Below are 23,316 nucleotides of genomic sequence, written 5' to 3'. Positions count from 1 at the left end.
GTTTCAAGATCGCGGCTCAAGATCGCGGCTCAAGAGCGCGGATCAAACGCATCACGCAATGCTTCACCGATAAACACCAGTAAGGAAAGAATCAGCGCCAGAGTGAAAAACGCCGTCAGCCCAAGCCAGGGTGCTTGCAGATTCTGTTTGCCCTGACCGATCAACTCACCCAGCGAGGCGCTGCCGGCGGGCATGCCAAAGCCGAGGAAGTCGAGGGCGGTGAGGGTCGAGATCGCCCCGGTGAGAATGAACGGCAGGTAACTCAAGGTCGCGTTCATCGCATTGGGCAGAATATGCCGCACGATCACTTTACGGTCGGTCAGGCCCAGTGCGCGCGCCGCTTTGACGTACTCCAGGTTGCGCCCGCGCAGGAACTCGGCGCGCACCACGTCCACCAGTGCCAGCCAGGAAAACAGCGCCATGATCCCCAGCAGCCACCAGAAGTTCGGCTCGACGAAACCCGACAGGATGATCAGCAGGTAAAGCACCGGCAATCCTGACCAGACTTCCTGCAAACGCTGACCGAGCAGGTCGACCCAACCGCCGTAGTAGCCCTGCAAGGCGCCAGCGGCGATGCCGATCAGTGCGCTGATGAAGGTCAGCGCCAACGCAAACAGTATCGACACCCGAGCGCCGAAAATCACCCGCGCCAAGACATCGCGCGCCTGATCATCGGTGCCCAGCCAGTTGACCTTCGAGGGTGGACTCGGCGCCGGCTGATTGAGGTCGTAGTTCGGCGTGTCGTCGCTGAACGGGATCGGTGGGAAGAGCATCCAGCCGCCATCCTTGTGGATCAGCTTCTGCACGTAATCACTGCGGTAGTCGGCCTGGAACGGCAGTTGCCCGCCGAACTCTTGCTCGGTGTAGCGCTTGAACGCCGGGTAGTACAACGAACCCTGATAGCTGAGTACCAGTGGCTTGTCATTGGCAATCAACTCACCACCGAGGGTGAGGACGAACAGGCCGATGAACAGCCACAGCGACCACCAGCCTCGACGGTTTTTCTTGAAGCGTTCGAAGCGTCGGCGCGCCAGGGGCGAGAGATTGAGCATCAAGCGTTCCTCGCGGCGAAGTCGATGCGCGGGTCGACCAGGGTGTAGCAAAGGTCGCCGATGATTTTTATCAAAAGACCGAACAGGGTGAAGATGAACAGCGAACCGAACACCACCGGGTAGTCCCGGGACACCGCCGCTTCATAACTCATCCGCCCCAGGCCATCGAGGGAAAAGATCACTTCGATCAACAGGGAACCGGCAAAAAATACGCTGATCAACGCCTGGGGAATGCCCGAAACCACCAGCAGCATTGCGTTGCGAAACACGTGGCCGTAGAGCACTCGGCGTTCACTCAGGCCTTTGGCGCGGGCGGTGACCACGTACTGACGGGTGATCTCGTTGAGGAACGAGTTCTTGGTCAGAATGGTCAAGGTAGCGAAACCGCCGACTACCAGCGCCGTCACCGGCAGCACCAGGTGCCAGAAGTAGTCGGCCACTTTTCCCAGTGTCGACAACTGATCGAAATTCTCCGAGACCAGTCCCCGTACCGGAAACCAGTTCAACGACGTACCGCCGGCAAATACCACGATCAGAAACATTGCAAACAGGAACGCCGGCAATGCGTACCCGATGACGATTATGGTGCTGCTCCAGATATCGAAGAGGCTGCCGTGATGCACGGCTTTGCGAATGCCCAGCGGGATTGATACCAGGTAGGTGATCAGTGTCGCCCAAAGCCCGAGGGAGATGGTCACCGGCATTTTTTCAAGGATCAGGTCGGTGACCGTGGCACCGCGAAAGAAGCTCTTGCCGAAGTCCAGCCGGGCATAGCTGGTGATCATCAGCCACAGGCGTTCCGGTGCCGGCTTGTCGAAGCCATACTGTTTTTCGATGTCCTTGATCAATTGTGGATCAAGCCCGCGGCTGGCCCGCGAGCCGTGGCTGATGGCATCACCGGAAGATCCGATGGCTGGGCCGCCGATGCCTTGCAGGTGAGCGATGGCCTGTTCGACCGGGCCACCCGGTGCGGCCTGCACGATCACGAAGTTGACCAGCAGAATGATCACCAGCGTCGGAATGATCAGCAGCAAACGTCGAACTATATAAGCCAGCATCAATGCGGCCCTCCGGGTTTGCCACGGCTGATGCGTTCGACGGCCATCTGTTCGTTGGTCAGCGGCGTTGGGCTCATTTCCCACCAGCTCTCGATGGCTTCGTCATTGCTCGCTTGTATCGCCGGAATGCCGAAACGGTTCCACCACACGGTCGAGGAGCCTGGCGGGTAATAGTTGGGAATCCAGTAGTAGTTCCATTGCAGCACCCGGTCCAGTGCGTGGGCATAACGCAACATGTCAGCCTGGGTGGTGGCTTTGACCAGACCGGTAATCAGCGTGTCGACGGCCGGATTTTTCAGCACCATGTAATTATTGGAGCCGGGGTCGGTGGCGGCGGCCGAGCCGAAGTAGTTGTACAGCTCGCTCCCTGGTGAGGTGGTTACCGGATAGCCGGTGACGATCATGTCGTAGTCACGACTCATCAAGCGGTTTACGTACTGTGACGAGTCGATCCGGCGGATCTCCAGATTGATCCCGATCTGCGCCAGGTTGCGCTTGTACGGCAGTAGCAGACGGTCCATGCCGTTCTGGCCGATCAGGAAGGTAAACGCCAGTGGCTCGCCTTCGGCGTTGACCAGTCGATCGCCATCGGCTTTCCAGCCGGCTTGTTCGAGCAGCGCCAGTGCCTGCAATTGCTTGTCACGGATCAGGCCGCTGCCGTCGGTCTTCGGTGCTTCGAAAACCTCGGTAAAGACCTCGTCCGGAATCTGCCCGCGCAAGGGTTCGAGAATCGCCAGTTCGCCGGCATCGGGCAGTTGCCTGGCTGCCAACAGGCTATTGGAAAAGTAACTCTGCTGGCGAATGTACATATCGCGCATCATCTGCCGGTTACTCCACTCGAAATCCCAGAGCATCGCCAGGGCCTGACGTACACGGCGGTCCTGGAACATCGGCTTTTGCAGATTGAACACAAAACCCTGGGAAGGTTGTGGTGCCTCTTTGGCCAGATGAGCTTTTTGCAGGCGACCGTCGTTCAACGCCGGACCTTCGTAACCGATGGAATACGCAGTGGCCGAGAACTCGCGGTTGTAGTCATAGGCACCGCCGCGCAAGACCTGACGAGCGACATCGGTGTCGCCGAAGTACTCGATGCTGAAATGGTCGAAGTTGTACAGGCCACGGCTGACAGGCAAGTCCTTGCCCCACCAGTCGGCGTTGCGCTCGAAGGTAATGCTGCGCCCCGAATCAACCTTGCCGACGCGGTACGGGCCGCTGCCCAGGGGGGCTTCGTAACCACCGCCATTGGCGAAGTCGCGGGTTGTCCACCAGTGCTCGGGAAATACTGGCAGGGTCGCAATGTCCAGGGGCAGGGTGCGGTTTTCGCTGCTCTTGAAGTCGAAGCGAATAGTGCTCGGCGACTCGACTTCGACGCCTTTGACGTCGGCGAATTGGGTGCGATAGCGCAGGCTGCCCTGGGTCATCAGCAGGTCAAAGGTGTAGCGCACGTCTTCGGCGGTGATGGGTGTGCCGTCGGCGAAGCGAGCCTTGGGATTGAGGTAGAAACGCAGCCATAGACCATCGTCGGCACGCTCCATTTTCTCTGCCACCAACCCGTACACGGTGTAGGGTTCATCCAGCGAACGCTGGGCCAGCGGCGAGTAAATCATCCCGTCGACCTGAGTCACGCCAATCCCCTTGTCGATGTACGGCAACACGTGGTCGAAGTGGCCGATTTCCATCGCCGAGCGGCGCATGCTGCCGCCCTTGGGGGCTTGCAGGTTGGTGTAGGCAAAGTGACTGAAACCGGCAGGGTACTTGGCCGGTTCGCCATACACGGTCAAGGCGTGTTGTGGCGCAGCGTTCACGCCTGCGGTGTTCAGCAGCAAGGCCAGGGCCGTGAAGATCAATGAGGGGAAAGCCAGTCGCATTGTCAGCCTTAAGAGCCGGATGATCGATAAGCACAATTTGTACGCTAGCAGCGCGTGACTCGCCAGCCATAATCATTCGATCCAAACGCAACGGCCCACCAGAAGGTGGGCCGTTGTTTGAGCAAATCGCGGAATAATCAGTCCTGGCGGCTGGTCACTTCCAGCAGGTGGTAACCGAACTGGGTCTTGACCGGACCTTGTACGGTGTTGACCGGAGCGCTGAAGACCACGGTGTCGAATTCCTTGACCATCTGGCCTGGACCGAACGAACCGAGGTTGCCACCGTCACGGCTCGACGGGCAAGTGGAGTTGGCTTTGGCGATTTCGGCGAAATCAGCGCCGCCTTCGATTTGGGCTTTCAGTTCGTTGCACTTTGCTTCGGTGGCAACCAGGATGTGGCGGGCAGTGGCTTTGGCCATGAGAGAAATCTCCATTCAATGTTCAAGTAAGGTGCTGAGCCTACCGGATTCAGTGACCTATTTCTCGTCAAAGTTCCGTCAAACCATTGCCTGCTGTCGCGACGACTTGCCGTCGCCGCCGTCACCCAACGTCAACAAACCCTAGAGACCGACGCCTTTCAAGCGTTCGGCATGCAGCAAGTACAATTCGACGGGGTCGATGCCTTTGCGTATCAGACCGGCCGTTTGATTGATCGCATCCAGGTGGTCCATTGGGTAATCGGAGCGCAGGACGGTGCCCAGGTGCGAGCTGTAGCGACCGACCATCCCGTCGTTTTGCTCGGTCTCGCGAGTGAAAAACCTGGAAAACCCTCGACAAAAAGCGTGCAGTGGATCGAGCGCATGCAGCCCTGCATCCAGCAGGTTGCCCTGCAATGTGCCACTCCAGGAGTAGTAACGAACGCCGTTGACCAGTTCTTCGCCGTTGCCACCCCAGGTCTTCGGCAGGCCTTGGGGGTATTTGGCGTTGAACTCAGCGACGCCGTCGGTGGTTAAAGCGTTGAGGGCGGCGACGGCGTTCTGCGGGATATTCGGCTTGCCACTGATAAACGACAGGAATTCGACAAACAACGTCGAGACTGCCACTGCGACGTGTTCTGGCAGGTGGCCGGGGGTCAACGCTTTGCGCAAGCAGTCGGCGAGCTCGGAGCCATGGTTCGGTCCGCTGACCGAGGTCACCGAAGCGATGTTCTGGGGGGCCATCGCTGCGGCATAACGAGCGGTCAGTGCACCTTGGCTATGACCGATCAGATTGACTTTGCTCGCGCCGGTGCCTGCCAGCACCCGATCGATTTGTGCCAGCAGTTGCTCGCCACGGACCTCATTGCAGTGAGTGGCCGAGAGGTGGGGTATGAACACTTGAGCACCAGTGTTCCTCAGTGCCTGTTTTACGCCATGGAAGAGTTCCAGTTTGCCGATGCTTTCGAATCCGAAGAGACCATGGACCAGCAGGATCGGGTGTTGCGTGATTGCATTCCGTTGCATGGGCGTACCTGTATTCCGTAAGTTCGAGTGGGGTTCACGTCCTCACTCTAATGCAGGGCGACAGGCGAGCGGTGTGGGAAAAAACCGCTAGAAACTGTTGAAAGCGGAATAGAAATAGCGGGAAAGATCAGATTTTTTCGAGGCATTGCTCGGAACATTTTGAGATCTTTTCGTCAGTGATTGTCTGGCACTGCCGTTCCAGAGGTGCAACTGGAACGGCAGTGCCGGGCAATTGATCGCTGAGTACTTGTATGTGGGTTTGTTCAGATGCCCGCTTCAGATCCGCGCAGTTTCAGGCTGGCGTTGCGCAACAATTGCTCGGTCGCCTCCCACCCCAGGCAGCCGTCAGTCACCGAAACGCCATAGCGCAGCGACGTGCTTAACGGTTGGCAGCCTTCGAACAGATGACTTTCAAGCATCATGCCGATCAGCGAGCGATTGCCGCTCAGGCGTTGCTCAAGCACTTCGTTGAACACGGCTGGCTGGCGTAGCGGGTCTTTACCGCTGTTAGCGTGGCTGCAATCGACCATGATCCGCGAGGCAATCTTCAGTTTCTGCAAGTCGTTCTGTATTTGAGCGACGCTCTGAACATCATAGTTTGGCCCGCGATGCCCGCCGCGCAGTACCAGATGCGTATCCGGGTTGCCCTGAGTCTGAATGATTGCCGGGTGCCCCTGGCTGTCGACACCGAAGTGCCGATGCGGATGCGCTGCCGAGCGCATGGCGTCGGTGGCTACACCGACACCGCCATCGGTGCCGTTCTTGAAACCGACCGGCATGCCCAGGCCGCTGGCCATTTCCCGGTGAATCTGTGATTCGGTGGTACGTGCGCCGATTGCGACCCAGCTCAGCAGGTCATCGAAGTAGCTGGCGGCCATGGGTTGCAGCAGTTCAGTGGCGATCGGCAAACCGAGGCGAAGCATTTCGCGCATCAATTCACGGGAGAGGGTCAAGCCACCGACCATGTCGTCGCTGCCATCCAGGTGCGGGTCGTAGGCCAGGCCTTTCCAGCCCACCGTGGTGCGAGGCTTTTCGATGTAGGCGCGCATTACCACGAGCATTTCATCGCTGACGTCGGCCGCAAGCCGGGCGAGCTTGCCAGCGTATTCGAGGGCGGAGTGCGGATCGTGTATCGAACAAGGGCCGACGACGACCAGCAGACGGGAGTCTTCACCGTCGAGAATCGCGCGAACCGCTTCACGGTGGGCAGCGACCTGTTGGGTCAGCGTGAGGCTGAGTGGCAATTGGTGCTTGAGTTGCAGCGAGCTGGGCAAACGCTGGGTCAGCGCTTCATTGGCCGGGCTCAAGGTGGACAGTGGCAGAGCAGAGATGGACGAGTTCATATTCAGGCTTCCTGGGCTGGCAGCGGGTTCGGTCCCGCGCGCTCGGCCCTACTGGGGTGTTCGACAATTGGCCGGGTTGGCTTCGAGTGTGTGCATGCCACCTGTGGGTGGCCGATCGGAGGCGGCAGGCTGTCCCGAGCGGAGGCTGGTAAATCGCCAGGCGGAAAAACTGTCGTAACGGTAATAAGTGGCGTAGTTCATGTCGTGATTCCTTGAAGTCAGTGATGTCGCTAAAAATGTATGGGGCTGAAAAAACAAAACCCCCGGTCGGGAAGCCGACCGGGGGTTGAGAATTCTCTGGTAGGCGACCCCTTGAGTAGTGGGCGCCGTGTGGGTATCAGGCGCGCCAGTGGCTAAACCAATACCCAAAATAAAAGTTTACCGGTGCGCAGACGCCATTTACCCGTGCAGCCGCAACCGAGCGCGGGGCGCTGGCGATGTGAAGCTGTGAAGGGGTATGCAGCATGGTCTGTCTCCGATGAATGCGCCGAGCTTACTAGAGGCGGGTGTGCAGATTCAATCAGTAAATACTATCGGCTCGCAGGTCAGTTTCTATGGCTTAAGCACGGCGTAGCTTTGTGCCACACTTGGTGATTGCTCGCGGACACTCATCAAGGACAACGCAGATGACGACACTGACCATCGCTGCCGCACAATCGATCTCGATTGCCGGGGACCTTCGCGCCAACATTACTCGGCACCAGCACTTCATCCAGGTCGCCGCCGAGCAGGGCGTACAACTGTTGGTGTTCCCCGAGTTGTCACTCACGGGGTATGAGCGTGGATTGGCGGCGCAATTGGCGATCGCGCCGGATGCAGCGGTTTTGCAGCCACTGCGGGATCTGGCTCAAGAGCTGGGTATCACCGCTGTGGTCGGAATGCCAATTCGCCTGGCGGCCGATTCGCCGGTACTGATTGGCGCGCTGGTACTGGCTGCCGATGGTTCGCTGGGGGTCTACAGCAAGCAGCATCTGCATTCGGGCGAGGAGGTGGCGTTTGCACCGGGGTCGGGCGGTTCGCTGCTGACAATAGGTGACGATACGATCGCGTTGGCGGTGTGCGCTGACTTTTCGCATGCCAGTCATGCCACTGCGGCCGCCGACAAGGGGGCGAACCTCTACGCCGCAGGCGTGCTGATTACCGAAGGTGGCTATGCTCCGGACACCACATTGCTGCAGGGTTATGCCCGCGAGCACTCGATGGTGGTGCTGATGGCCAATCATGGCGGTGCAACGGGCGGTTGGGAGTCGGCGGGGCGCAGTGCAATCTGGGCGCCGGACGGTTCGCTGATCACAGCGGCCCCGGGAACCGGGGATTTACTGGTGATCGCCCGTCGAAATTCCAGCGAATGGAGCGGCGAGGTCCTGCCCGTGGTCAGTGCATGAGGAGGGCAAATGGATCTTGAACTGCGGCCGGCCTCGGCGGAACATTTGTCATTTGCGCGAGCACTGACGTGCCAGACGATGCTTGGCTATTACATTCGGCATGACCTGCCGTGGATCGACGAGGCTTTCGATGTGGCTTGGGTGGGTCGGGAAAACTGGCTTATTTGCCAAAATTCATTAGTTCTGGGCTTTACCAGCCTGAGCCGCGACTCAAAGGCCCTGTACATTCGCGAGTTGCATGTGATCGAGACATTTCGCAATCAGGGCGCGGGTGCCTGGACGATCGAACAGGTGTATTCGAAAGCCTGTGCGGAGCGACGTCCGGCGCTGCGTCTGACTGTGTTCAAGGACAATCCCGCCCAAGCGCTTTATCAACGCATGGGCCTGGAGATTGTCGGGCAGGACGATTGTTTCCTGAGGATGGAGCGCAAATGTTCCCGCTGAAACCTCTGTAAAGCCTGTAGCTCAAGCCATTCAAGACGAATTGAAACTTTTTATATAGCGCTTGCTGCTAGGTCTACCGGATGCTTTTTGCTAAGGTGTTCGGCAACCAATAAGACCATATCGCGAGGTGTCTGCTTGATTAGGGTGCTAGTAGTCGATGACCATGATCTCGTTCGTGCAGGTATTACACGAATGTTGGCTGACATCGATGGTCTGCAAGTAGTCGGCCAGGCTGAGTCGGGGGAGGAATCCCTGCTTAAAGCGCGTGAGTTGAAACCGGATGTGGTGCTGATGGACGTCAAGATGCCTGGGATCGGCGGTCTTGAAGCCACGCGCAAGTTGCTGCGCAGCCACCCGGACATCAAAGTCGTCGCTGTAACCGTGTGCGAGGAAGATCCGTTTCCTACCCGACTGTTACAGGCAGGTGCCGCGGGCTATCTGACCAAGGGCGCAGGGCTTAATGAAATGGTGCAGGCGATTCGCCTGGTATTTGCCGGGCAGCGTTATATCAGTCCGCAAATTGCCCAGCAGTTGGCGATCAAGTCGTTCCAGCCGAGCAATGATTCGCCCTTCGACGCACTGTCCGAGCGGGAGATCCAGATCGCCCTGATGATTGTCGGCTGCCAGAAGGTCCAGATCATTTCCGACAAGCTATGCCTGTCGCCAAAAACCGTGAACACCTACCGTTACCGCATTTTCGAGAAGCTTTCGATCAGCAGCGATGTTGAGTTGACGCTGTTGGCGGTTCGTCACGGCATGGTCGATGCCAGCCTCTGACAATGACTGACCCGTTTGATCCAAGCGCCTTCCTTTCGACCGTCAGTGGGCGCCCTGGTGTGTATCGCATGTTCGACAGCGATGCGCGCCTGCTGTATGTGGGCAAAGCCAAGAACCTGAAGAAACGTCTGGCGAGTTATTTCCGCAAGACCGGTCTGGCACCCAAAACGGCTGCATTGGTTGGCCGGATTGCCCAAATTGAAACCACCATCACTGCCAACGAAACCGAAGCACTGCTGCTTGAGCAGACGCTGATCAAGGAATGGCGGCCGCCTTACAACATCCTCCTGCGAGACGACAAGTCCTATCCGTACGTATTTCTTTCGGATGGCGATTTTCCACGCCTGAGCATCCATCGCGGTGCGAAAAAGCTGAAGGGCAAGTACTTCGGTCCTTACCCGAGCGCCGGTGCGATTCGTGAAAGCCTGAGCCTGCTGCAAAAGACCTTTTTTGTTCGTCAGTGCGAAGACAGCTACTACAAGAACCGCACGCGACCTTGCCTGCAGTACCAGATCAAACGGTGCAAGGCACCTTGCGTTGGCCTGGTCGAACCGCAGGTGTACGCCGAGGATGTGCGTCACTCGGTGATGTTCCTCGAAGGTCGCAGCAATGCGCTGACAGACGAGCTGTCCGCAGGCATGGAGCAGGCGGCGAGTACCCTCGATTTCGAACGGGCGGCCGAGCTGCGGGATCAGATTTCCCTGCTGCGCCGGGTGCAGGATCAACAGAGCATGGAAGGCGGAACGGGGGATGTCGACGTCATCGCGGCGTTCATCAACCCGGGCGGTGCCTGTGTTCATCTGATCAGTGTGCGTGGCGGACGGGTGCTGGGCAGCAAGAACTTTTTCCCACAGGTGGGTATTGAAGAAGATGTTGCCGAGGTGATGGCGGCGTTTCTTGGCCAGTACTTCATCAGCAGTCCCGAACGCGACTTGCCGAGCGAATTGATCGTCAATGTGGTCCACGAGGACTTTCCGACCCTGATCGCGGCCATTGAAGAGCTGCGTGGTCGCGAGTTGACTATCAGCCATCGGGTCCGCGGTACGCGAGCACGCTGGCAGCAACTGGCCGTGACCAATGCCGAGCAGGCGCTCGGGGCGCGTCTGGCCAACCGTCAGCACGTTGCTGCACGGTTTGAAGCCTTGGCGCAAGTGCTTGACCTGGATGAGCCGCCGCAACGGCTGGAATGCTATGACATCAGTCACTCGAGCGGCGAAGCGACAGTGGCGTCTTGCGTGGTGTTTGGCCCCGAAGGACCGCTGAAGTCCGACTACCGCCGCTACAATATCGAAGGTGTCACGCCGGGCGATGACTACGCGGCGATGCATCAGGCGCTGACTCGACGCTTCAGCAAGCTGAAGGACGGCGAGGGCAAGTTGCCGGACATCCTGCTGGTGGACGGCGGCAAGGGGCAGTTGTCCATGGCGCGTGATGTGCTCAACGAGTTGGCCGTGCCTGACCTGATTCTTCTGGGCGTGGCCAAGGGCGCGACGCGCAAGGCCGGGTTTGAAACGCTGTATCTCAATGACGCCGCCCACGAGTTCACCTTGCGCGGGGATTCTCCGGCGCTGCACTTGATCCAGCAGATCCGTGATGAAGCTCACCGATTCGCCATTACCGGTCACCGCGCGCGACGTGGCAAAACCCGCCGCACTTCAACGCTTGAAGGCGTTGCCGGGGTAGGGCCGACACGGCGGCGTGACCTGTTGAAACATTTTGGTGGATTGCAGGAGCTGTCTCGTGCAAGCATCGAAGAGATCGCCAAAGCACCGGGGATCAGTAAAAAGCTCGCTGAGTTGATTTATGCAAACCTGCACAGCGAGTAGAATGCCCAACTCACCTCGTAGCCAGTTGTGCCGATGAATATCCCTAATCTGATCACCGTTCTACGCGTTCTACTTATTCCAATCTTCATTTTGCTGTTTTACCTGCCGTACCAATGGAGCTACCTGGCGTCCGCCTCGGTCTTCGCGTTCGCTGCGGCTACCGACTGGCTGGATGGCTATTTGGCCCGCCGCCTGGAACAAAGCACACCGTTCGGCGCATTTCTCGATCCGGTAGCCGACAAACTGATGGTCGCAGTGGCATTGGTGCTGCTGGTGCAAGAGCATGGCAACCTGTGGCTCACGCTGCCGGCTGCGGTGATCATCGGCCGTGAAATCGTCGTCTCCGCACTTAGAGAGTGGATGGCCGAACTGGGCGCGCGTGCGCATGTTGCCGTCTCGAACCTGGGCAAATGGAAAACCGCTGCGCAGATGCTGGCGCTGGTGATCCTGCTGGCCAATCCGTCGGACTTCAGTTTTTGGGTTCTGGTGGGTTATACCTTGCTGATGGTCTCCGCAGGCCTGACGTTGTGGTCCATGGTGCAATATCTGCGTGCTGCCTGGCCGCATCTGAAAACCGATGTAGAAAAAAAATAAAACTTTTTTGAATCAAGGGGTTGACGAGACTTCCAAATTCTATAGAATGCGCCACACCAAGACGCGGGAATAGCTCAGTTGGTAGAGCACGACCTTGCCAAGGTCGGGGTCGCGAGTTCGAGTCTCGTTTCCCGCTCCAAATACAAAAAAACGCCACTCAATGAGTGGCGTTTTTTTTGTGCGTTTTTTTATTGGTACGTCCATTCGCAACGTAAAAAACCTCGTAAAAATTACAGCCTCAAGGACATGGATGGCTTGCACCTATTCGTCAGCTCGAAGGGTGCCAAGAGCTGGCATTTTCGTTTTAACTGGCTGGGTAAACCGGCTCGCATTTCCTTGGGAATGTATCCGGAAATAAGCCTTAAAGACGCTAGGCTGGCACGCGATCAAGTACGAGCCTTGGTTGCCAAGGGCGCTGACCCTCGCGCAGCTTGAAGAGAGGATCGTTTTACCGCTTTGGCGGCTGATGAGAACTCCTTTACAGCGGTCTTCCTCGCATGGCGAACCTTCAAGGCAGTCACGCTGAAGCTGGGACGCCCTTGATGGATTGATGAGGGGTAGAGGAAGTTGAGTCCGGTGCTGACAGGTGGTTGTTGGTTACAAAGTCAGCTGCCCGCTGTGCAAAGGCGTCTTCCCCATAGCTGAGGGCAGCAGCACCTACACGGTGGGCGGAATTGCTGTGGCGCTGGACGGTATGAAAACCGCCTGTGGTGCCAGCCTGATCGCCAGTGATCCGAAGGGGGCTGTGATCAGCTGGCAGCCAAGCACTTCAAGGCGGGGTATCCGACTGTTGTGACTACTCGATGTCGTGCAAACGTAATCACAGGACGAACGAGAATACAGTGAACACCCCGCCTGGGCAGGCACAAGGCGATGAGTTGATTGAGTAGATCGAATAGGCCGGGGCGCCAAATGAAATGTAACCGGTTTTTAAGGGGGTATAGTTTGTGTTATCAGCTGTGGCCACAGCCTTGTCCCCTATGCAAAGGGGCGTTTCCCAACGACGGCCACAGTGATCTACCCGACTACGATGTATGTCTCCGGTGAGCCTACCCCCCGACGCTGATCGCTTAGGGGCGGATGAATAACCTCTTGAATCACAACAACTAGTTCTTCACCGTTTCCTCAAGACTAAAACGTCCCAACGGATTTTGCTGGAAGTGTTCGATGTTTTTGCGCGAAACGTTGATGTACGGGCTGTAGTAGAGGTCGATCCAGTTGACGTCCTGCTTGGCCATCGTCTGCAGGTCGGTATACATCTGCTTGCGCTTGCTCGGGTCCACTTCGACTCGTGCGGTAGCGACCAGATCCTTGACCTTGCCGTTCTTGTAGCGGGTCATGTAATTCATGTTGGTGTCGTGCCCCAGAACGAAGGTGGTCTTCTGGTCCGGATCAAGGATGTCGTTGGTCCAGTACATCACGGACAGATCGTAATCGCCGTCGATCAGCATTTGCCAGCTCTGGGTCGGGTCGACTTTCTGCAAGGTGACAGTCACCCCCGCTGCTGCGAGCTGCTGCTGAACCAGTACGGCGATCTGCTCATCGGCCTCGTTGCCAGCGTTGACTACATAGTTGAGCTTCAGGCGTGAAGCGCCAGCATCCGCCAACATTTTTTTTGCTTTTTCCGGGTTATACGGGCGCTGCAGATTATCGGCATTGTGATAAAGCGCACCTTTAGGGATATATGAATAAGCCACTTGGCCATGGCCGAAAGTCACGGTATCGACCAGGGACTTTTTGTTGATTGCAAGATCCAGTGCTTGGCGCACTTCAGGCTTGGCCAGCAGTCCGTGTTCATGATTGATCAATAAGTGATCTTCCCGGGTGGAGGGGTTCATGTGCACGACCAGGTTGGAGTCCTTCTTCAGGGTTTCGACGCGGGAGAAGGGGACGAAGATTGCCGAGTCCAGTTCGCCTGCCTGTACCTTCAGCATTCGCGTATTGTCATCCGGTATGGAGATCCACTCCACGCCATCCAGACTGACTTTGTCGGCCTGCCAGAAGTTGGGATTCTTCTCCAGTACGACGCGATCCCCACGCAACCACTCTTTGACGGTAAAGGCACCGGACGCAACAGGCTCCTGGGCGTAGGCCTCCTCACCCATTTTTTCCATGGCTTTCTGCGATAGGATGGAAACATTGGGTAATGCCAGTTGCGAGAGGAACGGCACAGAAGGGGTTTTGAGCGTCACTACCAGTGTCTGTGGGTCGATCGCTTCAGCTTTGTCGATAATCTTGTAAGAGTCGCTCCATAGCGACCCTTTGTTGTCGCGAATGCGCAATAGGCTGAACACCGCATCGCTGGCGGTAATCGGTGAGCCGTCGGAGAACTTGGCCGAGCGCAGCTTGAAGGTGTAGGTCAGGCCGTCATCGGAAATTTTCCAACTTTCAGCCAACCCCGGTACCAGCTTGGTACCCGCGTTGTCGACACGCACCAACACATCATAAACATTGGAGAACACCCAGTTATCACGGTTCTGTGCGCTTTTGATCGGGTCGAAGGTTGTGCTTTCTTCACGGCAACCGATGGTCAGTACGCCTGCCGCCTGGGAGACACCGGCTGCAAGTGTACAAGCAGCCAGCGTAGCGGCGGTCAACAGTTTCAGATGTTTCGATTTCATGGTCAAAATCCTTCTTGATGAATGTGTTGGTTCTATAACAACGGCTCTCCGAGCACGCAGCTGTAGCGGTGCCCCTTGAGGTTATGGGTTGGCGCGAGCGTTTCGGCGCAGATGGGTTGTGCATGCTGGCAGCGTGGGTGAAAGGCGCAACCGGATGGACGATTCAAAGGACTGGGCGGCTCACCCGGCAGGGGCATGCTCGGCAACGGGCGAGTCGGATCGATGTTCGGAATGGACTGGATCAATGCGGCGGTATAAGGATGGCGCGGGGAGCTGAATACGGCCTCCACTGGCCCCTCTTCAACGATCTGGCCGAGGTACATTACCGCTACTCGATCACACAATCGCTGAATGATTGCCAGGTCGTGGGCGATGAACAGAATCGCCAGGTTCATGCGCTGGCGCAGCTCCAGCAGCAGGTTGATGATCTGCCCCTGGATGGAAACATCCAGAGCGGCCACGCATTCGTCGGCGATGATCAGCCGCGGTTCGATGGCCAGCGCCCGGGCAATACCTACACGTTGGCATTGGCCACCACTCAACGAGCCGGGCTTGCGGCTGGCCAGCTCCGACCGCAGACCGACCTGTGTCAGCAATTCATCGACTCGGCGGGGAATCAGTGGTGTAGCGACCTTGCGTTGCACCCGCAGTACTTCAGCAATGGTTTCACCGATGCTCAGCCGCGGATTAAGGGCAGCATAAGGCTCCTGGAATATCATGGCGGTCTCGCGCCGCAGCCGTTCGATGTTGATCTTCCCGCCTAGGGCCATGTCGACCCCATCGAACAGTACTTGCCCGGCGGCAATATCATTGAGGCGCAAGATGGCCCGGCCAAGGCTGCTCTTGCCACTGCCCGACTCCCCCACCAACCCAAGAACTTCCCCTGCGGCCAGACTTAGCGATACACCGTTGACTGCATTCACCCATTGCCTGTTCATCCTGAACAGGCCACTGCCGGGAGCGGCGAAGCGCACCTGCAGATCCTTCACTTGCAACAGCGTCATAACTGACCTGCCGCAGTCAGCGGGTAATGGCAGGCTACCCGCTGCCCCTCAGCCATGATTTGTAAATCCGGCAACAACATCGTGCATTGGCTGCCTTGCTGCAGGCAGCGTGGATTGAAGCGGCAACCGGAGGGCAACGCGTCCAGCAGAGGAGGCTGGCCGGCGATGGTCCTGAGCATGGCATGGCCGACGCTGGAGGCGGGTTGGCAGTCGATCAGTCCGGCCGTATAGGGATGCCGCGGTCGAACCAGTAGTTCATGCTTGCTACCGTGCTCGCAGAGCCGACCGGCATACATCACTGCGATGGAATCACAGGTCTGGGCGACGACACCCAAGTCATGGGTGATCAAGATGATCGACAAACCGCGTTGGTCGCGCAAGTCCAGTAGCAGGCGCAGAATTTGTGCCTGCACGGTGACATCCAGGGCGGTGGTCGGCTCGTCAGCGATTAGCACCTGGGGGTTGCAAGCCAATGCCACAGCGATCATCGCCCGCTGACGCATGCCACCGGAAAACTCATGGGCATAACTGTCGACCCGCCGCGGTGGGTCGGGAATGCCCACTTGACGCAGCACCTCGATGGCCTGTGCCCGCGCTTCACGTTTGGACGCGCCCTGATGCAGGCGAATACCCTCGCCAATCTGCTCACCGATACGCATTAACGGATCAAGGTGACTGCTGGGATTCTGAAAAATCATCCCCAACCGTCGACCACGTATGGCGCGCATTCCGGCTTCGTCCAGCTGTAACAGATTCTTACCGGCAAGCTGCACGGCCTTGCCCTGGACCCGCAGGCTTGGCGATGGCAGCAGACGCATCAAGGCGCGGCAGGCCATAGTCTTGCCTGAACCGCTTTCGCCGACTAGACCGAGGATTTCGCCTTCGGCCAGGTCAAACGACAAGCGATCTACCAGAGTGACGTCGCGCTCACCGTTATGGGCGATCACGCTGAGCTCCTCGACGTGCAGCGCCGGTGTACTCATGAGCGCTCTCCGAGGTGTTCGGCAACACCGTCGGCCAGCAGGCTGAAACCCATTGCCAGGGTGACGATCGCCAGCCCAGGGAAGGTGCAGATCCACCAGGCACTGGTGATAAAACTCTGACCTTCAGCGACCATCGTACCCCACTCGGCGGTAGGTGGCTGAACCCCTAAACCGAGGTAACTGACCGCTGCACCGTTGAGCAACACCAGCACCGCATCGGACATGGAAAACACGATTGAGCCGAATAAGGCGTTGGGCAGCAGATGCCGAAACAGAATGCGCCCATGGCCGAACCCCAGGCTTTTCGCTGCCAAGGCGAAATCGCTTTCCTTGAGCACCAGGATCTGCGAACGGATCAACCGTGCATAGGACACCCAGCCCACTAAGGCCATAGCAACGTAGAAGCTGCTCAAGCCTGGCCCGAGAATGGCCATGATTGACAACATCAGCACCAAAAAGGGGAAGGCCAGGATGATATCGATCAGGCGCATGCAGATCGTGTCGAAGCGGCCACCGATATAGCCGGAGAGTGCTCCAATACAGGTGCCGATCAGGAAAGGGAAAACCACTCCTATAACCGATATCTGCAGGTCGATGCGGGCTCCCCAGATCACTCGGGAAAGAATGTCACGGCCGAAATTATCCGTGCCGAACGGATGCACCAGACTCGGCGCCAGCAGGCGGATATCGGTGTTCTGGGCGATCGGATCGAAAGGCGCGACCCATGGTGCGAAGAGCGCCAGCAACAGCCAGCCAAATAGAATCACCAGCCCCGACGCGATAGCCAGACGGCCGTTGCGCACGCTGAAACGCAGGCGCAAGCACCAGCCTGGAATCATGACCTGGCTGCTCATCGCATGTTCACCCGCGGATCGATCGCCACCGTTACCACGTCGGCTAGGACGTTGACTACCACGGTGGCACAGGCCAGCACCATGGCGACTCCCTGCACCACCATGTAGTCACGGGTGAAAATGCCACGCACCAGCAATTGGCCGATACCGGGAATGGCGAACAGACTTTCAATGACTACCGTACCGCTGATCAACCAGCCGATATTCACCGCCAGCAGGTTGATCGCTGGCACCAGTGAGTTGGGCAGCACGTGTCGCCGAAATACCGCCCCCTCGGGCAAGCCGCGAGCCCGAGCCGCGGTGACATGATCGGCCTGTAACTCCATGAGCATACTGGCTCGCAGGTTGCGCACCAGAACCGCGGACAGCGCCAAGGCAATAGTCAGGCACGGCAGGAGCATGTGATGCAGCTTGTCCAGCCAGGTACGTCCATAACCCGAGACCGGAAACAACCCCAGTTGCACACTGAACAGCAGTATCAACATGATTCCCAGCCAAAACGCCGGCATCCCAAGGCCGGCGGTGGTGAACAGACGAATCAGGCTATCGCTCCAACCGCCTTTGTTGCGTGCGGCCACCGTTGCCAGAGGCACGGCGATCAGTAACGCCAGCAACACGCTGCCCAGTACCAGGAACAGGGTGGGTTCAATGCGGGTGCTGATCAATTTTAGGGCATCGACCTTATAGAGCAGCGATTGGCCGAGGTCACCCTTCAACAGGTTCTTGAGAAAGAAGAAATATTGCATCCACAGCGGCTGATCGAGACCGTACTGAGCACGAATCCTGATCAGCGCATCCGGCGTGCTGCGTGAGCCCAAGAGTGCCCGAGCCGGGTCGCCAGGAATCGAACGCACGAGCACAAAGGTGATCACGCTGATCCCAAACAGCACCGGTAACAACTGCAGCGGACGGGACAGGATGAAACGATAGCGCGCCAGATTCATTGGCTAGCTCCGATGGCGCTGCAGGAAGTCCAGTAACACCGGGAAATAGGCTTGAGGCTCTTCGTAGAACGGCATATGGCTGCTATTGGGGAAAACATGCAGCTCGGCATCCTTGAGCGCCATTTTCATACGCATCGCGCAGGCCGGCGTCTGTTCGTCATGCTGGCCGGTAGTGATCAGCACCGGCATGTCGAAATCGACCATCTGCTCGATGCGGTTCCAGTTCTTGAGATTGCCGGTGTAGAGAAACTCGTTAGGGCCCTGCATCGTCACGTAAGGCCCCATGTTCCAGTTACTCAGGGAGCGTGCCAACGGCGCAGGCCATTCGTCCAGGCGACAGACATGGCGATAGTTGAGCAGTGTGATGGCCGCCTGGTATTGGGGGTGGTTGAGGGTGCCCAAGGCTTCATGGCGTTGCATCATCGCCACAGTTTCGCTGCCTAGGGCACCGCGCAGACGCTCCAGTTCCTGGGACAAGTGCGGGATATCGCCGGCGGTATTTTCCAAAATCAGGGTTTTCACCGACTGGGGGTGATGAATGGCATATTCGATCGCCAACCAGCCGCCCCATGAGTGCCCAAGCAGGTGTATTACGCCCAGATCGAGGGCTTCGCGGACGGTTTCCACCTCCGCGACATAACGCGTAATGTCCCACAGAGATTTGTCGACAGGCTTGGCCGATGCACCAGTGCCCAGTTGATCAAAGGCGATGACGCGCAAGCCCTTGTCCTTGAGCCAACCGTGGGCATCACGTAGGTAATCGCAAGGCAAGCCCGGGCCGCCATTGAGGCAGAACAGCACCTCATGGCCGTCACCGAAGCCATAAACCGCCAGATTGTGGCCATCAACCTCCACGGTATATCGCTGGTCCGGCTCGATTTCACGCCACATTGTTACTCTCCCTGTCAAATGTCAGCCGTGCCGGGTATACGACGCCGTCGTCCCAATTCTACTGGAGGAACCGAGACCCCATAAGCTAGCAATTCTTATAGGTTTGTCTGGCAGTCCCTCGCCCAAGCGTGGCATTCTACTTGCCCGATTTCAGGATTGAAATTAATAAGGGAGCTGAATGGATGCAGACCAAGCTGTCCGACTTCAATAGTCGTCTTCTGTCCGGCAGGAATCTGGACGAACAGATGGACAATGCGTTGCTGATGGTCAAGGAGCTGGGCTTCGACGCCCTGGTTTACGACTACAGTCCTGTGCCGCTGGACCATGAGGGCGCACTGATCACGCCTTCGGTGCTCAAACTGCGCAATACCCCCCGTGATTGGTATTCGCTCTGGTGTGGGGAGGGCTACTACCAAATCGACCCTGTCCAACATCTGGCGGTGAATGCTGTTTCACCCTTTGTCTGGTCCTATCAGCGAGATGCCGACACCATACTGCGGTCGTTCATCGGCCAGAGTCATGCGCCAGTGGTGAGCTATCTGCAGGACTCTCAGATGACTTGTGGTGTGACTGTGCCGATTCATCTACCCAAAGGCGGCTTCGCTACCCTGACAGGCCTGCGTTCAGGCAGTTCCGCAAGTGCATTACAGGATGTCCGTCAGACGCTGGGGGACTTCAGTCTGATTTCTCATTCCCTGCAAGAAGTGGCCTATCCACTGCTCAACAAGGAAGTTCGTGCGAGCCCGTTCCGCCTGACCAGGCGCGAGCGTGAGTGCTTGAGTTGGGCGGCTGAAGGCCTGACCACCGTTGAGATCGCCACTCGACTGAATCGCTCATTGGCCACCATCACCCTGCATCTGACCTCGGCCATGCATAAGCTCGGTGCCAAGAATCGGGTCCAGTCAGTGGTTCGGGCTACGCACTATCGGTTGCTCGATAGCTGAAATAGGGCAAAACCTATCTTTTTCTCTAGTTATTTCGTGGCTTCGCTCCCGCTATCGTGTGCCGTACGGTTTTCAGGGGCGGCACACAAAATGGAATTTATCGGAATACGCGAAGGCTTCGCATCTTTTGGCCCGTATCGGACGTGGTATCGCATTACTGGTGATCTCGGCGATGGCCGCACTCCACTCGTGATCCTGCATGGAGGTCCGGGCTGCACGCATGATTACGTTGACGCTTTCAAGGATATTGCCACGAGTGGATATCCAGTAATTCATTACGACCAACTGGGCAATGGTCGCTCCACCCACCTACCGGAAAAAGACTCCTCGTTCTGGAACGTAGCGTTGTTTCTCGATGAGCTGGAGAATCTGCTGGATCATCTCGGCATTAGCGACAATTACGCACTCCTGGGGCAGTCCTGGGGTGGAATGCTGGCCAGCGAACATGCGGTACTTCGGCCTACGGGGCTGCGGGCATTGATTGTCGCCAACTCCCCGGCGGATATGGGTGTCTGGATCCGTGAAGCTCACCGCTTACGCCTGCTTCTACCTTACGACGTGCAGCAAACCCTCCTTAAGCATGAACGGGCCGGTACTTTGAAATCTGCCGAGTACCTTGAGGCAACACGCGTCTTTTATGATCGCCATGTCTGCCGAGTTACTCCGTGGCCAGGAGAGGTTTCCCGCACCTTTGCCCAGATCGATGCCGATCCTACCGTTTATCACGCCATGAACGGCCCCACCGAATTTCATGTGATCGGCAGCATGAAAGACTGGACCATCATTGATCGGCTATGGCAGATCAGCGTGCCGACCCTACTGATTTCTGGCCTCTACGATGAAGCGACCCCGACCGTGGTCAAACCCTACCTGGATCACATTCCGGATGTTCGCTGGGCACTGTTCGAAAACTCTAGTCATATGCCCCATGTCGAAGAGCGGATGGCTTGTATGGGGACTGTGGTGAGGTTCTTGGATGAATGCTTGTAAGAGGGGGTGTAGTGGTCAACTGATCCCGGACACGACGTTAAGTTTTTTCTCGGCCTGAGCGGGTGCCAGCCCACCGTTGAATTGATGGGGCCGAATTCAGTTGTACCGATGCATCAAAAAATGACTGATATCGCATTGGGCCTCTTGGGCCGTTCGGTAGCCCGTGGTTGGTATCCATTCGGTTTTCAAACTCCGAAATACCCGCTCCATCGACGCATTGTCCCAGCAATCTCCCCGGCGACTCATGCCGTGGGGCATGCGATAACGCCAGAGCCGCTGGCGAAATAAACGACTCGCATACTGGGCGGATTCAACCGGTCATCGCAACACTTTTGATCGAGATGTTTATGGGACGACCTGCAGGCTGGATGGAAGTTGACGGGACGAGGAGCGATACGTTCGTCCAGATTTACGCAAGGTTGTAGCAATGGCCTTGTCTGGATTACTTGATTGACGTCAACCGTATGTGTCGGCCCGCTCTGTATTCTGCGCTGAAACCGACTGTTGGTAGCGCAAGGCTTATCGCTTATGACGGAATTGATGCTGACTCACCTCGACTCACTGGGACGCGCACGAATGGTCGATGTTACGGATAAAGACGTGACGTCCCGAGAAGCAGTGGCTGAGGCATGGGTTCATATGCTTGCCGAGACCCGACAACTGATTGCCAGTGGTGCTCACCCTAAAGGTGATGTCTTTGCGGTAGCGCGGATCGCTGGCATTCAGGCGGCCAAACGCACGAGCGAGTTGATTCCGCTCTGTCATCCGCTGCTTTTGAGCAGTGTTAACGTTGAGCTGAGTTTTGAAGGTGACCAACGCGTACGCATTGTTTCTCGGTGCAAGTTGTCCGGACAGACCGGTGTCGAGATGGAGGCACTGACCGCCGCGAGTGTGGCGGCCTTGACCCTGTATGACATGTGCAAGGCCGTGGACCGGGGCATGAGTATCGAATCGGTGCGGCTATTGGAGAAACGGGGTGGTAAAAGCGGTTGGTATCAGGCGTTGGAACAATGAAGCTGAATGTTTTGTATTTCTCGCGGTACCGCGAAACGCTGGGCCGTGACGATGAAACGATTGAAGGTGATTTCACTTCTGTCGATCAGTTGCGTCAGCACCTGATACATCGTTCCGGTGTCTGGCGGGTGCTGGCCGAACAGAACCTCATGTGTTCCCGCAACCAGGACATGTGTGGGCTCGATGAGCCGTTGATAGACGGTGATGAAGTGGGTTTTTTCCCAACCGTAACGGGAGGCTGAATCGATGATTCGAGTCCAGACAGGCAGCCTCGACCCCGGTACCGAAATCAACACGCTGCATGCCTTGAGCCTTGATGTCGGCGCGGTGGTGAGCTGTGTAGGGTATGTGCGTGACTCCAACGTCGGACGGGAAGTCGCCGGCCTGTTTCTTGAGCATTACCCCGGGATGACCGAAAAGGTGCTTGGCAAGATCGCCGATGAAGCCCGACAGCGCTGGCCGTTACTTGGATTGGTGTTGATCCATCGAATCGGAGCGTTGCAACCGGGAGAGCCTATTGTGTTTGTCGGCATCAGCAGCAGTCATCGTCAGGCGGCTTTCGAGGCCTGCGCGTTCGTGATGGATTACCTGAAAACCCGCGCGCCATTCTGGAAAAAAGAACAGACGGCCGAGAGTTCCCATTGGGTCGAGGCTCGCAACAGTGATCGCGAGGCGGCGCAACGATGGGATTGACGTTTCCCTCGCTGTGAGTGAATCGTATTCAGCTGTATTGAGAGCGAGAATCCCATGCTCTATCCGCTATTTGTGACGTTGCATCTGTTTGCCGCACTGATTTTTATCGGCACGGTGTTCTTCGAAGTCCTGTTCCTTGAAAGCATCCGCAAGCAACTGCCCGTCAAGGTCATGTTGCTGGTCGAGCAGGGGATCGGTCGACGTGCCCGCACCTTGATTCCATGGGTTCTGCTGGTATTGTTCGGCGCCGGGCTGGGGATGGTCTGGCTGCGTTATTTACCGGTCCTTGCAACGCCGATGAGCTCATCATTCGGCACATTGCTGATGTTGAAGATCGTGGTGGCCGTCAGCGTACTGCTGCATTTCCTGGTCGCCATGTTTTTGTTCAAAAGTGGCCGAATGAGTGCTCGATACCTGCATTTCATCCATGGCAGCCTGTTCTGCCACATGGTCGTCATCGTACTGTTGGCCAAGTGGATGTTTTACCTGACGTGGTGACTGTACGTACCGGGTGTCTGTTGCGCGACAAGCACCTTGCTCGCGCTTGATGCAAATCAAGGAGCATTGATCGCCAAACCCCGACACTGGC

The 23,316-nt window shown here is 57.4% G+C and carries 23 protein-coding genes, 1 tRNA gene and 3 pseudogenes; 14 read left to right on the top strand and 13 right to left on the bottom strand.

Features of this window, described 5'->3' with window-relative positions:
* Window positions 1-29: 29 nt before the first annotated feature.
* The 6 genes from AC1RJ3_RS08870 to AC1RJ3_RS08845 all read right to left on the bottom strand — a co-directional run bounded on the left by AC1RJ3_RS08870 (window position 30) and on the right by AC1RJ3_RS08845 (window position 6,763).
* Window positions 30-1,052 carry an ABC transporter permease gene (locus AC1RJ3_RS08870; RefSeq protein ID WP_054596816.1) on the bottom strand — a complete coding sequence of 341 codons (1,023 nt, stop codon included), beginning with the start codon at window positions 1,050-1,052 and terminating at the stop codon, window positions 30-32.
* Window positions 1,052-2,110 carry a microcin C ABC transporter permease YejB gene (locus AC1RJ3_RS08865; RefSeq protein WP_054596817.1) on the bottom strand — a complete coding sequence of 353 codons (1,059 nt, stop codon included), beginning with the start codon at window positions 2,108-2,110 and terminating at the stop codon, window positions 1,052-1,054. The genes AC1RJ3_RS08870 and AC1RJ3_RS08865 overlap by 1 nt, the downstream gene beginning before the upstream one ends.
* A complete protein-coding gene (locus AC1RJ3_RS08860) occupies window positions 2,110-3,978 on the bottom strand; it encodes an extracellular solute-binding protein (protein ID WP_493078457.1) in 1,869 nt (622 codons plus the stop codon). The genes AC1RJ3_RS08865 and AC1RJ3_RS08860 overlap by 1 nt, the downstream gene beginning before the upstream one ends.
* 137 nt (window positions 3,979-4,115) lie before the next feature.
* Window positions 4,116-4,397 carry a peptidylprolyl isomerase gene (locus AC1RJ3_RS08855; protein WP_054596819.1) on the bottom strand — a complete coding sequence of 94 codons (282 nt, stop codon included), beginning with the start codon at window positions 4,395-4,397 and terminating at the stop codon, window positions 4,116-4,118.
* A gap of 141 nt (window positions 4,398-4,538) precedes the next feature.
* A complete protein-coding gene (locus AC1RJ3_RS08850; protein ID WP_489111451.1) occupies window positions 4,539-5,420 on the bottom strand; it encodes an esterase/lipase family protein in 882 nt (293 codons plus the stop codon).
* A 263-nt stretch (window positions 5,421-5,683) separates the two neighbouring features.
* Window positions 5,684-6,763, bottom strand: a complete 1,080-nt coding sequence (locus tag AC1RJ3_RS08845; protein WP_347929682.1) for a 3-deoxy-7-phosphoheptulonate synthase — start codon at window positions 6,761-6,763, stop codon at window positions 5,684-5,686.
* Window positions 6,764-7,389: 626 nt separating this feature from the next.
* Between AC1RJ3_RS08845 and AC1RJ3_RS08840 the strand changes: the two genes are divergently transcribed.
* The 8 genes and pseudogenes from AC1RJ3_RS08840 to AC1RJ3_RS08805 form a co-directional block, all read left to right on the top strand.
* Complete coding sequence (locus tag AC1RJ3_RS08840; protein ID WP_493078454.1) at window positions 7,390-8,148, top strand: carbon-nitrogen hydrolase family protein; 759 nt, start codon at window positions 7,390-7,392, stop codon at window positions 8,146-8,148.
* 9 nt (window positions 8,149-8,157) lie between these two features.
* A complete protein-coding gene (locus AC1RJ3_RS08835) occupies window positions 8,158-8,592 on the top strand; it encodes a GNAT family N-acetyltransferase (RefSeq protein ID WP_493078452.1) in 435 nt (144 codons plus the stop codon).
* Window positions 8,593-8,727: 135 nt separating this feature from the next.
* Window positions 8,728-9,369, top strand: a complete 642-nt coding sequence (gene gacA / locus AC1RJ3_RS08830) for a response regulator transcription factor GacA (protein ID WP_081013790.1) — start codon at window positions 8,728-8,730, stop codon at window positions 9,367-9,369.
* A 2-nt stretch (window positions 9,370-9,371) separates the two neighbouring features.
* Window positions 9,372-11,195, top strand: coding sequence for an excinuclease ABC subunit UvrC (gene uvrC / locus AC1RJ3_RS08825; protein WP_054596825.1), 1,824 nt, complete (start codon window positions 9,372-9,374; stop codon window positions 11,193-11,195).
* 33 nt (window positions 11,196-11,228) lie between these two features.
* The gene (gene pgsA, locus AC1RJ3_RS08820; protein WP_054596826.1) at window positions 11,229-11,789 is read left to right on the top strand and encodes a CDP-diacylglycerol--glycerol-3-phosphate 3-phosphatidyltransferase; all 561 of its coding nucleotides are present in this window, start codon (window positions 11,229-11,231) and stop codon (window positions 11,787-11,789) included.
* Between the two features lie 63 nt (window positions 11,790-11,852).
* A tRNA-Gly gene (locus AC1RJ3_RS08815) sits at window positions 11,853-11,928 on the top strand.
* An 86-nt stretch (window positions 11,929-12,014) separates the two neighbouring features.
* Window positions 12,015-12,224, top strand: a pseudogene (locus AC1RJ3_RS08810) (Arm DNA-binding domain-containing protein); the annotation flags it as partial.
* Window positions 12,225-12,381: 157 nt separating this feature from the next.
* Window positions 12,382-12,585, top strand: a pseudogene (locus tag AC1RJ3_RS08805) (PAAR domain-containing protein); the annotation flags it as partial.
* A 310-nt stretch (window positions 12,586-12,895) separates the two neighbouring features.
* Here AC1RJ3_RS08805 and AC1RJ3_RS08800 read toward each other — a convergent pair.
* From AC1RJ3_RS08800 to AC1RJ3_RS08775, 6 genes are read right to left on the bottom strand one after another with little or no spacing between them, the layout of a single operon-like run.
* Window positions 12,896-14,410 carry an ABC transporter substrate-binding protein gene (locus AC1RJ3_RS08800; RefSeq protein ID WP_493078449.1) on the bottom strand — a complete coding sequence of 505 codons (1,515 nt, stop codon included), beginning with the start codon at window positions 14,408-14,410 and terminating at the stop codon, window positions 12,896-12,898.
* A gap of 32 nt (window positions 14,411-14,442) precedes the next feature.
* Window positions 14,443-15,414, bottom strand: coding sequence for an ABC transporter ATP-binding protein (locus AC1RJ3_RS08795; protein ID WP_493078447.1), 972 nt, complete (start codon window positions 15,412-15,414; stop codon window positions 14,443-14,445).
* Window positions 15,411-16,397, bottom strand: coding sequence for an ABC transporter ATP-binding protein (locus AC1RJ3_RS08790; protein ID WP_103315250.1), 987 nt, complete (start codon window positions 16,395-16,397; stop codon window positions 15,411-15,413). Before AC1RJ3_RS08790 ends, AC1RJ3_RS08795 begins: the two co-directional genes overlap by 4 nt.
* Window positions 16,394-17,251: an ABC transporter permease gene (locus tag AC1RJ3_RS08785; protein ID WP_054596830.1), complete on the bottom strand. Its 858-nt coding sequence runs from the start codon at window positions 17,249-17,251 to the stop codon at window positions 16,394-16,396. The genes AC1RJ3_RS08790 and AC1RJ3_RS08785 overlap by 4 nt, the downstream gene beginning before the upstream one ends.
* Window positions 17,248-18,195, bottom strand: coding sequence for an ABC transporter permease (locus AC1RJ3_RS08780; protein WP_493078445.1), 948 nt, complete (start codon window positions 18,193-18,195; stop codon window positions 17,248-17,250). Before AC1RJ3_RS08780 ends, AC1RJ3_RS08785 begins: the two co-directional genes overlap by 4 nt.
* A gap of 3 nt (window positions 18,196-18,198) precedes the next feature.
* Window positions 18,199-19,086 carry a proline iminopeptidase-family hydrolase gene (locus AC1RJ3_RS08775; RefSeq protein WP_054596832.1) on the bottom strand — a complete coding sequence of 296 codons (888 nt, stop codon included), beginning with the start codon at window positions 19,084-19,086 and terminating at the stop codon, window positions 18,199-18,201.
* Between the two features lie 182 nt (window positions 19,087-19,268).
* Here AC1RJ3_RS08775 and AC1RJ3_RS08770 point away from each other — a divergent pair, with 182 nt between their 5' ends.
* Window positions 19,269-20,030 (top strand): LuxR family transcriptional regulator, encoded by a 762-nt coding sequence (locus AC1RJ3_RS08770; RefSeq protein ID WP_489111438.1) that lies wholly within the window; start codon window positions 19,269-19,271, stop codon window positions 20,028-20,030.
* A gap of 90 nt (window positions 20,031-20,120) precedes the next feature.
* Window positions 20,121-21,020: a proline iminopeptidase-family hydrolase gene (locus AC1RJ3_RS08765; protein WP_054596834.1), complete on the top strand. Its 900-nt coding sequence runs from the start codon at window positions 20,121-20,123 to the stop codon at window positions 21,018-21,020.
* Window positions 21,021-21,035: 15 nt separating this feature from the next.
* Here the strand turns inward: AC1RJ3_RS08765 and AC1RJ3_RS08760 are convergent.
* A pseudogene (locus tag AC1RJ3_RS08760) lies at window positions 21,036-21,332 on the bottom strand (integrase core domain-containing protein); the annotation flags it as partial.
* A gap of 228 nt (window positions 21,333-21,560) precedes the next feature.
* Between AC1RJ3_RS08760 and moaC the strand changes: the two are divergent.
* The 4 genes from moaC to AC1RJ3_RS08740 are packed head-to-tail and all read left to right on the top strand — an operon-like array spanning window position 21,561 to window position 23,225.
* Window positions 21,561-22,034, top strand: a complete 474-nt coding sequence (gene moaC, locus AC1RJ3_RS08755; protein WP_054598297.1) for a cyclic pyranopterin monophosphate synthase MoaC — start codon at window positions 21,561-21,563, stop codon at window positions 22,032-22,034.
* The gene (locus AC1RJ3_RS08750; protein ID WP_054596835.1) at window positions 22,031-22,276 is read left to right on the top strand and encodes a MoaD/ThiS family protein; all 246 of its coding nucleotides are present in this window, start codon (window positions 22,031-22,033) and stop codon (window positions 22,274-22,276) included. Before moaC ends, AC1RJ3_RS08750 begins: the two co-directional genes overlap by 4 nt.
* Window positions 22,277-22,280: 4 nt before the next feature.
* On the top strand, window positions 22,281-22,727 hold the full coding sequence (moaE, locus tag AC1RJ3_RS08745; protein WP_493078441.1) for a molybdopterin synthase catalytic subunit MoaE: 447 nt from the start codon (window positions 22,281-22,283) through the stop codon (window positions 22,725-22,727).
* A gap of 54 nt (window positions 22,728-22,781) precedes the next feature.
* The gene (locus AC1RJ3_RS08740; protein WP_054596837.1) at window positions 22,782-23,225 is read left to right on the top strand and encodes a CopD family copper resistance protein; all 444 of its coding nucleotides are present in this window, start codon (window positions 22,782-22,784) and stop codon (window positions 23,223-23,225) included.
* Window positions 23,226-23,316: the final 91 nt, after the last annotated feature.

It is taken from the genome of Pseudomonas sp. GW822-FHT04C11 (assembly GCF_058800905.1).
The sequence above is the reverse complement of the archived record's forward strand: the minus strand, read 5'-3'. Positions and strand labels throughout refer to the sequence as shown.

Coding starts and splice junctions, on each gene's coding strand:
- AC1RJ3_RS08850 (WP_489111451.1), bottom strand. CDS start 5,420: ATGCAACGGAATGCAATCACGCAACACCCGATCCTGCTGGTCCATGGT.
- uvrC (WP_054596825.1), top strand. CDS start 9,372: ATGACTGACCCGTTTGATCCAAGCGCCTTCCTTTCGACCGTCAGTGGG.
- AC1RJ3_RS08785 (WP_054596830.1), bottom strand. CDS start 17,251: ATGAGCAGCCAGGTCATGATTCCAGGCTGGTGCTTGCGCCTGCGTTTC.
- AC1RJ3_RS08780 (WP_493078445.1), bottom strand. CDS start 18,195: ATGAATCTGGCGCGCTATCGTTTCATCCTGTCCCGTCCGCTGCAGTTG.
- AC1RJ3_RS08775 (WP_054596832.1), bottom strand. CDS start 19,086: ATGTGGCGTGAAATCGAGCCGGACCAGCGATATACCGTGGAGGTTGAT.
- AC1RJ3_RS08855 (WP_054596819.1), bottom strand. CDS start 4,397: ATGGCCAAAGCCACTGCCCGCCACATCCTGGTTGCCACCGAAGCAAAG.
- AC1RJ3_RS08770 (WP_489111438.1), top strand. CDS start 19,269: ATGCAGACCAAGCTGTCCGACTTCAATAGTCGTCTTCTGTCCGGCAGG.
- AC1RJ3_RS08840 (WP_493078454.1), top strand. CDS start 7,390: ATGACGACACTGACCATCGCTGCCGCACAATCGATCTCGATTGCCGGG.
- AC1RJ3_RS08790 (WP_103315250.1), bottom strand. CDS start 16,397: ATGAGTACACCGGCGCTGCACGTCGAGGAGCTCAGCGTGATCGCCCAT.
- AC1RJ3_RS08835 (WP_493078452.1), top strand. CDS start 8,158: ATGGATCTTGAACTGCGGCCGGCCTCGGCGGAACATTTGTCATTTGCG.
- AC1RJ3_RS08860 (WP_493078457.1), bottom strand. CDS start 3,978: ATGCGACTGGCTTTCCCCTCATTGATCTTCACGGCCCTGGCCTTGCTG.
- moaE (WP_493078441.1), top strand. CDS start 22,281: ATGATTCGAGTCCAGACAGGCAGCCTCGACCCCGGTACCGAAATCAAC.
- AC1RJ3_RS08865 (WP_054596817.1), bottom strand. CDS start 2,110: ATGCTGGCTTATATAGTTCGACGTTTGCTGCTGATCATTCCGACGCTG.
- AC1RJ3_RS08870 (WP_054596816.1), bottom strand. CDS start 1,052: ATGCTCAATCTCTCGCCCCTGGCGCGCCGACGCTTCGAACGCTTCAAG.
- AC1RJ3_RS08765 (WP_054596834.1), top strand. CDS start 20,121: ATGGAATTTATCGGAATACGCGAAGGCTTCGCATCTTTTGGCCCGTAT.
- AC1RJ3_RS08800 (WP_493078449.1), bottom strand. CDS start 14,410: ATGAAATCGAAACATCTGAAACTGTTGACCGCCGCTACGCTGGCTGCT.
- AC1RJ3_RS08740 (WP_054596837.1), top strand. CDS start 22,782: ATGCTCTATCCGCTATTTGTGACGTTGCATCTGTTTGCCGCACTGATT.
- moaC (WP_054598297.1), top strand. CDS start 21,561: ATGCTGACTCACCTCGACTCACTGGGACGCGCACGAATGGTCGATGTT.
- AC1RJ3_RS08795 (WP_493078447.1), bottom strand. CDS start 15,414: ATGACGCTGTTGCAAGTGAAGGATCTGCAGGTGCGCTTCGCCGCTCCC.
- AC1RJ3_RS08845 (WP_347929682.1), bottom strand. CDS start 6,763: ATGAACTCGTCCATCTCTGCTCTGCCACTGTCCACCTTGAGCCCGGCC.
- pgsA (WP_054596826.1), top strand. CDS start 11,229: ATGAATATCCCTAATCTGATCACCGTTCTACGCGTTCTACTTATTCCA.
- AC1RJ3_RS08750 (WP_054596835.1), top strand. CDS start 22,031: ATGAAGCTGAATGTTTTGTATTTCTCGCGGTACCGCGAAACGCTGGGC.